Source organism: Pseudoalteromonas sp. GW168-MNA-CIBAN-0100, assembly GCF_040309225.1.
Taxonomy (GTDB): Bacteria; Pseudomonadota; Gammaproteobacteria; order Enterobacterales; family Alteromonadaceae; genus Pseudoalteromonas; species Pseudoalteromonas arctica.
On sequence record NZ_JBEOOL010000254.1, the window covers coordinates 1 to 348 of the forward strand.

At 31.9% G+C, this 348-nt stretch carries 1 protein-coding gene; it reads left to right on the forward strand.

What is annotated here, in order from left to right:
* Positions 1–348, forward strand: a 348-nt coding sequence (locus AAEY62_RS20985) for a hypothetical protein (RefSeq protein ID WP_350636255.1), incomplete at both ends; no start/stop codon positions are given.

The following is a 348-nucleotide window of genomic DNA, read 5'->3' on the forward strand; positions in this document are numbered from 1 at the left end:
GTTGCTAATTAGCCAATTTAATAGCCATTATGGTATCAAGTTAATAGAGTCAGGCTTGTTTGATGATGATACATTTGAGCAATATAGCCCTAGGGAAGTACAGCAGCTATCTGGTTCAAAAAGATCAAATTTACCTATTAATTTGGATGATCTATACGACTCATTTGTTGAGATAACCAAAGACTTTGATCAAAAATTACTTTCAAAAAATAGCCGTTACTTTAGCAAAAGTATTGGATTGCCAAGCAATGCTAACTTCCTAATTGAGTTTATTGTTGCTGGTACTCTTAAACCATCAATTTTTAAGTTTATAGAGCAGTTTATTACTAAATCTGCGTATTCATATTC